Origin of the sequence: Williamsia sp., from assembly GCF_036566845.1 — a bacterium.
GTDB lineage: Bacteria > Actinomycetota > Actinomycetes > Mycobacteriales > Mycobacteriaceae > Williamsia.
Genome location: NZ_DATCVM010000259.1, coordinates 21028 through 28506, shown reverse-complemented (window position 1 = coordinate 28506; position 7479 = coordinate 21028). Strand labels below are relative to the sequence as shown.

The window sequence follows — 7479 nt, the reverse complement described above, 5'->3', positions numbered from 1 at the left end:
GTTGGTGGTGATGTCGCCGCGGTCGGCGAGCCAGCGTTCGGCGTCGATCGCTGCCGCGCAGCCGGTCCCGGCGGCGGTGATCGCCTGCCGGTAGGTGTGATCGACCAGGTCGCCGGCTGCGAAGACACCGTCGATGGAGGTGGCGGTGGTGGGGGATTGCACTCGCACGTAGCCGGCGTCGTCGAGATCGACCTGGCCGGCGACCAGGGCGCTGCGCGGGTCGTGTCCGATGGCCACAAACATGCCGGTTGCGGCCAGGGTGGTGTGCTCGCCGGTGATGGTGTCTTGGACAACCAGACCGGTGACACTGCTTTCGCCCAGGACCTGGATGGGTGCGGCGTTGGTGACAAAACGGATTCTGGGGTTGGCTCTGGCGCGTTCGAGCATGATCCGCGACGCCCGGAACTCGGTGCGGCGGTGCACCAGGGTGACGCTGCCGGCGAACCGGGTCAAGAAGGTCGCCTCTTCCATCGCCGAATCGCCGCCGCCGACGACCACGATGTCCTGGTCCCGGAAGAAGAACCCATCACAGGTCGCGCACGCGCTGACGCCGCGGCCGACGAGTTCTTGTTCCCCGGGGATCTGAAGGTAGCGGGCGGCGGCGCCCATCGCCAGGATCACTGAATGGGAGTGGTAGGCGATTCCGCCGGCGTAGACGGTCTTGATCGGCCCACGCAGGTCCAACTCGTCGACGTCCTCGGTGCGGATGTCGGTGCCGAAACGTGTTGCCTGCTCTCGCATCTCCTCCATCAACTCCGGTCCCATGATCCCGGTGCGGAAGCCGGGGAAGTTCTCCACCTCGGTGGTGGTCATCAGCGCCCCGCCGAACTGGCTGCCTTCGAACAGCACTGGTGCCAGTTCGGCGCGTCCGGCGTAGATCCCGGCGGTGTAGCCGGCAGGCCCGGAGCCCACGATGATCAGGTCGTGCACGGTGTCGGTCATGGCGCTCCTGGTCGAACAGTCAGCAGATCAGTGGGCAGCGGGGGTGGAGGTGAGCTCGGCGATGAGTGCTTCGACGCGGGTTCTGATTTCGTCTCGGATCGGCCGGACGGCCTGGACGCCTTGGCCGGCGGGGTCGTCGAGGACCCAGTCCCGATAGCTCTTGCCGGGGAAGATCGGGCAGCTGTCGCCGCAGCCCATGGTGATCACCACATCGGAGGCCTGCACCGCGTCGGTGGTGAGGATCTTCGGGGTTTGGGCGGTGATGTCGATACCCTCTTCGGCCATGGCTTCCACAGCTGCGGGGTTGATGGTATCGGCGGGGGCGCTGCCGGCGGAGCGGACCTCGATCGCATCGCCGGCCAGATGGGACAAGAAACCGGCGGCCATTTGTGAGCGGCCGGCGTTGTGGACGCAGACGAACAGCACGCTGGGGGTGGTGGTCATGGAGTCGGGATCCTTTCGTAAGGGTGGAAACAGTGAATGAGCTGGTCAGGCGGGAACGGGAGTGGTCAACTGGCGCAACAACTCCTGGACCCGGGTGTCGAGGTCGTCGCGAATGTTCCGGACAGTTTCGAGCGACTGGCCTTGGGGATCGTCCAGGGTCCAGTCGAGGTAGCGCTTACCGGGGTAGACCGCGCATGCATCGCCGCACCCCATCGACACGACCACGTCAGCTGCGGCGACGACGTCGTCGGTCAGCGGCTTGGGGTACTCGGCACCCAGATCCAAGCCGATCTCGGACATAGCTTCGACGACCATCGGGTTGATGGCGTGCACCGGGGCCGAACCTGCCGAGCGGACGTGCACCCTGCCCGTGGCGTAGTGGTTGAGTAGGGCTGCGGCCATCTGTGATCGACCGGCGTTGTGCACGCAGATGAACAGCACTTCCGGTACGTCTTTGGGTGCGGCGCCGGTCGATTGAGCCAGGGCCGTGAGGCGGTCGGCGGCGAATCGACCGGCCAATGTCGGGAGGTGAGTGTGGATCTTGGCGGTGCGGCGCAGCGCAGTGTAGGACTCGAACACGTAGCGCTCCACCGTTTGCGGGGAGAACACGCCTTCGTATTTGTCGGCCAGGGTCTCTGCGGTGCGTGAGAGCAAGGCCTGGGGCATGAGCAGTTCGGGTTGGGCGCGGTGCTCGGTCATGAGGGCTCCTTGGTGACAGACGGGATGGCGGATGGTGCGGGGGTGAAACGCTTGCGCAACGCCAGGGACACGTACACCAGTCCGACCAGCACCGGGACCTCGATCAGCGGGCCGACCACACCGGCCAACGCCTGGCCGGAGGTGACGCCGTAGGTGGCGATCGCCACCGCGATCGCAAGCTCGAAGTTGTTGCCCGCGGCGGTGAAGGCGAGTGTGGTGGTGCGCTCGTACCCCAGACCCATCGCTGCTCCCAGGGCGTAGCCGCCGCCCCACATGACGGCGAAGTACACCAGCAGCGGCAGCGCGATGCGCACCACGTCCCAGGGTTTGGAGGTGATCTGGTCGCCTTGGAGCGCGAACAAGATGACGATGGTGAACAGCAACCCATATAGCGCCCACGGGCCGATGCGGGGTAGGAACTTCTCCTCATACCAGGTGCGGCCTTTGGCTTTTTCGCCGTAGTGGCGGGTCAGGAACCCGGCGAGCAGGGGGATGCCGAGGAAAATCAGCACGGACTTGGCGATCTGCCACGGGGAGGCGTCGATGGTGGTCTGTTCCAGCCCGAGCCAGCCGGGCAGAACCGAGAGGTAGAACCAGCCCAAGATGGCGAACATGAACACTTGGAAGACCGAGTTGATCGCGACCAGCACGGCTGCGGCTTCACGATCGCCGCAGGCCAGGTCGTTCCAGATGATCACCATGGCGATGCAGCGGGCCAAACCGACAATGATCAGGCCGGTCCGATACTCCGGCAGGTCGGGCAACATGAGCCAGGCCAGCGCGAACATCAGCGCCGGGCCCAAAACCCAGTTCAGTGCCAACGACCCGATCAGCAGTTTGCGGTCGCCGGTGACGGTGTCGAGACGGTCGTAGCGGACCTTCGCCAGGACCGGATACATCATGATCAGTAGCCCGATCGCGATGGGCAGTGAAATGCCGTCGATCTCCACCGCGCTCACCACATCGTCCAGGCCCGGAATCATCCGGCCGAGAAGAAGGCCGGCGACCATGGCCACCCCGATCCACACCGGCAAAAACCGGTCCAGGGTGGACAGCTTCCCGACAACGGCCGGCCGGTCAGACATGTTCGCTGCGGTGCTCATGCGGTCACCAATGTTGTATCTGCGGTGGGATCTGCTGCACTGAGCACCGACGACAGTTGTTGCAAAGCAGCAGGAATGACCCAGTAGTACACCCAGGTGCCGCGGCGCTCACAATCGAGCAATCCTGCCTGCCGCAGCACCTTGAGGTGGTGCGAGATCGTCGGCTGGGACAGATCAAACGAATCGGAGATGTCGCACACGCAGGCTTCGCCGCCGGCATGACTGGCCACCAGACTCAGCAAGCGAAGACGAACCGGGTCGCCCAAGGCCTTGAACATCACCGACAGGTCGCCGGCCCACTCAGCCGACAACGGCTCCCGGATCAACGGCGAGCAACACTCTCCGTCGGCCATAGCGGAGCGAGAAAGATCTTGATTCGACATATGTCTATATTGAAGGTTGCCGAATCAACGGTCAAATGAACAAATCCTGAACGCGGGGCCCCGGCAGTGGCCGGTCTCGATGATTCAATTGTCTCGTGACTGAAGAGAGACCGCAGTCGCCTGGTCCGTGGCGATGGCCTGCGGCGTGGCTCAGAGACCAAGCATTCTGGAAAGACGTCAGCTCGCGTTCGCTGGCCACATTGATCGCTGGTGGCCTGGCGTACCTGTTCGCACTGGGTGCTGGTTACATCAGCAAGCCCGGCACGGGTGAGCTGCTTCGCGGCATCATCGTTGCGTTGGTGCCGGTGCTACTGGGCGTAGCCGTGTACCTGTCGCTGTCGTTGCTGGTCAACAAGTTTCCGAAGCGGATCCGGACGATCCTCTATGTGCCGACGGTGGCTGTCGCTCTCGTTGTTGTCTACGTGGGCTACTCGCTGTTGTTGCGGTAAGTTGTTGCACTCACACGATCGCGAGGATCTTGATCGCGAAGATGAGGGTGTCGGTTCCTTCGATGCCTGCCCGCGGGTTTCCGCTCGTGCCGTATCCGTCGTCGGGGGTCATGGCCACGGCGACGGTGGAACCGACCTGTTGGCCGGCGATGGCCTTCTGGAAGCCCGTCACGACGCCGGTGAGTGGGAACTCGACCGGCGCACCGCGTTCGTAGCTGCTGTCGAAGACGGTGCCGTCGCGGCCGTTCACGCCCATGTAGCAGACCGACACCTCTGCAGTATCGGGCACCACGTCACCGCTTCCTGCGGTCAGCACCGACACAGCGGTCTCGTCCACTGAAAACGGGGTTGTCACGGTCACTTTCGGCGCGGCGGTGTCGGTTGAACCGGTGACCTCCACGGAACCGGTGGTGCCGTCGAGGCTCCACTCTGGTGTCGCATCGGACGCCGCCTCCGCGGTGGGGCAGGACGCGGCAGCGGATGCGGTGCCTGTGGACTGGCCGGACGAGTTGTCGTCGGAGCCGCAGGCGGCGAGCAGCAGCAGCGAGGACGAGGTCGCGAGGGCCATGGCGAGGCGCTTGGAGAACATGGAAGAAACCTAACAGCCCCGCTGTGCGCCACGGCCGGGTGGCGGTGGACAACCGGCCGCTCCCGCAGTTACTGTTAATGCAACCGCAAGGCTAACAGTAACGCTTTGATGTCGCGAGAATTTCAGTGGAGGTGCACGGTGACGACGGTGTCCGAGGGTCGGCAACGCAACGAGGTCTCGTACGATCGACCGGTTGACTGCGACAACCACTACTACGAGAAGATCGACGCCTTCACCCGCTATCTGGACCCGAAGTACAGGCAGCGCGGTGTCGAGATCATCACGCGCGGCACCCACACCGAATTGCTGGCCGGTGGGAATCTCTTCGAATTCGTACCCAATCCCACCTTCGATCCGGTGATCGTTCCGGGTTGCCTCGACGCACTGTTCCGGGGCGAGATCCCCGAGGGTGTCGACCCTCGCAGTCTGTCGAAGGTCGAGCCGCTCAATCCCGCCTACCAGGACCGTGACCTACGCCTGGAGATGATCGAGAAACAGCAGATGTCAGGTGTCATTCTGCTGCCGACACTGGCGTGTGGCGTCGAAGAGGCGCTCAAACATGACATCCCGGCAACGATGGCGAGCATCACCGCGTTCAACAAGTGGCTGGACGAGGACTGGGGTTATGCCTACCAGGGCCGGATCTTCGCGACTCCGATGCTGTCGTTCGCCGACCCGGATGAGGCCATCGGAGAGATCGACCGCCTGATCGAGCGCGACGTCCGCATCGTGTCGGTGCGTCCGGCGCCGATACCCGCCGGGCACGGTACCTCCAACGCCTTCGGTGATCCCCGTTACGACGAGGTGTGGACCAAGCTCGAGAAGTCCGGCATCGCGGTGGCATTCCATCTGAGCGACAGCGGGTACACCGAGTTCCTCGGTGCAGCCTGGGGAGGCCCGCCGAAGTTCGCGCCGTTCCGCTACAACGATCCACTCGCGTCGCTGGTGGTGTCCGACAGGGCAATCCACGACACGATCGCGAGTCTGGTCATCGGTGGTGTGTTCACTCGGCATCCGAAACTTCGGGTTGCGAGTATCGAAAACGGTTCGGACTTCGTGCATCTGCTGCTCAAACGGCTCCGTAAACTGGCCAACCAGGCGCCGTGGCTGTTTGCAGAGGATCCCGGTGACACACTCTGCCGGCACCTGTGGGTATCGCCGTACTACGAGGACGACGTCCCCGAACTCGTCGAGGTCATGGGATCCGAACGGGTGATGTTCGGATCGGACTGGCCGCACGGCGAGGGCCTGGAGACCCCACTCGACTTCATCCACGAACTCGAGGGCTTCGGGACAGCGGAGATCGATCAGATCATGCGGACCAATGTGCTGGACCTGATGGGGGTCGACTACGCGCGGTGACGGTAGCCGGCAGATTCACCGGTAGAGTGCGGCGACGTCCTTCACCTTCACCTTCAGCGCGGCGTTGCGGGGAAGCTCGTCGACCACCGCGATCGCGACCGGTACATGATGGCTCGGCAGTGATTCACGCACAAGCTCTTTCAACATTTCCTCGGTGGGGACGGGCAGCCCCGTCCGGACCTCGACCGCGGCGAACGGTACATGTCCGAGTAACCGGTCGTCGACACCCACCACCGCCGCGTCGAGCACCGATGGATGTTCGAGCAGGACGCCGCGCACGGTTTCGGGCAGGATCTTGAACCCACCCCGGTTGATGGCGCCGTCGCCGCGGCCGTGGATGGTCACGAACCCGTCGGCGTCGATGGATGCGATGTCGGTCGTTGCCACCCAACGGTTGTCGAGCACCTCCGACCTGGCTTCGAGTCGGCCCTGTGCGCCGGCGGTCGCTGGTGCTCCCGTGTCGGGGTCGATGATCCGGACCTCGACACCGGGCAGCGGACGACCCACACTGCCGCGTTTGGTTTCGCCGAACTCCTGATGCAGATCCGGTGTCCACGCGCAGACGGAGCCCGCGAATTCGGTTGCCCCGTACCCCCACAGCAGGGTGACGTCGTAGGTTCTCTCGAATCTCTCGCGCAGTTCGGGGTCGAGTGGGCCAGAGCCACCCGGCAGATATTGCAATGATGCGAGGTCGTCGGGCGGAACGCCGGCATCGAGGACCATTCGCAGGATCGCGGGCTGTACACCCGTCCTGGCGATGCGATGGGTGCGGACCGCCCGCACCCACTCCTCGACGTTGAATTTCTCGAGCAGCACCATGCGCTTCTGGAGAAAAGGTGCGGCCAGCACCTGACAGATCCCGATACTCCCGAAAGGCCAGTACACCAGCTCCGGGGGATCGTCGGGTGTTGCGGTCTGACCGATGGTCATGCTCAACACCGTGTGCTGAAGTGCTCTGGTGGGCAAGGGAAGACGCTTGGGCGGCCCGGTTGTCCCGCTGGTCAGGATATGGAGTCCGGGGAGATCGAACGTTCCGCGCTGATCGGCGGTCTCGCAGTTGCGGGACAGTGCGGGCTCGACGATGGGATCGGTCAGCGAAAGCACCACGGCTGCAGCGCCGATCCGGCGGCAGGCAGCGCGGACAGGGGCGGTCCAGTCCTGGCGATCGACGACAACTGCTGCGGGACGCAGGATCTCGATGTCGCGGGCGATGGAGTTCTCGGATTGGTATGAGTAGATCATCGCCATCGGACGCCGTGTCGCGATGAAATCAAAGATCGCGGCAGCGTGGGGTACCCGGTTACGGACGACGATGCCGACGGACTCCGTCGGGCCGACGCCCGCGTCGGTGAGTGCCGTGTCGATCAGTTCCCGATAGTGGGCAATGTCGTTGCCGGAGTGCCACTGCCCATCGAACTCGATGAACGGCGCATCGCCGTATCCTGAGAGTCGATCGTCGAGTTCAGCGGCGAACCGCGTACCGGGATCCGTGTCGGTACCAGTCATCG

General features: G+C 64.2%; 9 protein-coding genes. 2 read left to right on the top strand and 7 right to left on the bottom strand.

Going from position 1 to position 7479, the window contains the following annotated elements:
* From trxB to VIQ49_RS24945, 5 genes are all read right to left on the bottom strand, one after another.
* Positions 1 to 942, bottom strand: a 942-nt coding sequence (gene trxB / locus VIQ49_RS24965; RefSeq protein WP_331889277.1) for a thioredoxin-disulfide reductase, incomplete at its 3' end; no start/stop codon positions are given.
* Between the two features lie 27 nt (positions 943 to 969).
* The gene (locus VIQ49_RS24960) at positions 970 to 1386 is read right to left on the bottom strand and encodes an arsenate reductase ArsC (protein WP_331889276.1); all 417 of its coding nucleotides are present in this window, start codon (positions 1384 to 1386) and stop codon (positions 970 to 972) included.
* Between the two features lie 45 nt (positions 1387 to 1431).
* Positions 1432 to 2085: an arsenate reductase ArsC gene (locus VIQ49_RS24955; protein ID WP_331889275.1), complete on the bottom strand. Its 654-nt coding sequence runs from the start codon at positions 2083 to 2085 to the stop codon at positions 1432 to 1434.
* The gene (arsB, locus tag VIQ49_RS24950; RefSeq protein WP_331889274.1) at positions 2082 to 3188 is read right to left on the bottom strand and encodes an ACR3 family arsenite efflux transporter; all 1107 of its coding nucleotides are present in this window, start codon (positions 3186 to 3188) and stop codon (positions 2082 to 2084) included. The genes VIQ49_RS24955 and arsB overlap by 4 nt, the downstream gene beginning before the upstream one ends.
* Positions 3185 to 3571, bottom strand: coding sequence for a metalloregulator ArsR/SmtB family transcription factor (locus VIQ49_RS24945; protein WP_331889273.1), 387 nt, complete (start codon positions 3569 to 3571; stop codon positions 3185 to 3187). The genes arsB and VIQ49_RS24945 overlap by 4 nt, the downstream gene beginning before the upstream one ends.
* Before the next feature lie 95 nt (positions 3572 to 3666).
* Between VIQ49_RS24945 and VIQ49_RS24940 the strand changes: the two genes are divergently transcribed.
* Complete coding sequence (locus VIQ49_RS24940) at positions 3667 to 4020, top strand: hypothetical protein (protein ID WP_331889272.1); 354 nt, start codon at positions 3667 to 3669, stop codon at positions 4018 to 4020.
* A 10-nt stretch (positions 4021 to 4030) separates the two neighbouring features.
* On the opposite strand, the gene VIQ49_RS24935 is transcribed toward VIQ49_RS24940, so the two are convergent.
* Positions 4031 to 4609 (bottom strand): FKBP-type peptidyl-prolyl cis-trans isomerase, encoded by a 579-nt coding sequence (locus VIQ49_RS24935; RefSeq protein WP_331889271.1) that lies wholly within the window; start codon positions 4607 to 4609, stop codon positions 4031 to 4033.
* Between the two features lie 138 nt (positions 4610 to 4747).
* Between VIQ49_RS24935 and VIQ49_RS24930 the strand changes: the two genes are divergently transcribed.
* A complete protein-coding gene (locus VIQ49_RS24930) occupies positions 4748 to 5971 on the top strand; it encodes an amidohydrolase family protein (RefSeq protein WP_331889270.1) in 1224 nt (407 codons plus the stop codon).
* Between the two features lie 15 nt (positions 5972 to 5986).
* Here the strand turns inward: VIQ49_RS24930 and VIQ49_RS24925 are convergent, their stop codons facing one another.
* Positions 5987 to 7477: a fatty acid--CoA ligase family protein gene (locus VIQ49_RS24925; protein WP_331889280.1), complete on the bottom strand. Its 1491-nt coding sequence runs from the start codon at positions 7475 to 7477 to the stop codon at positions 5987 to 5989.
* Positions 7478 to 7479 lie beyond the last annotated feature (2 nt).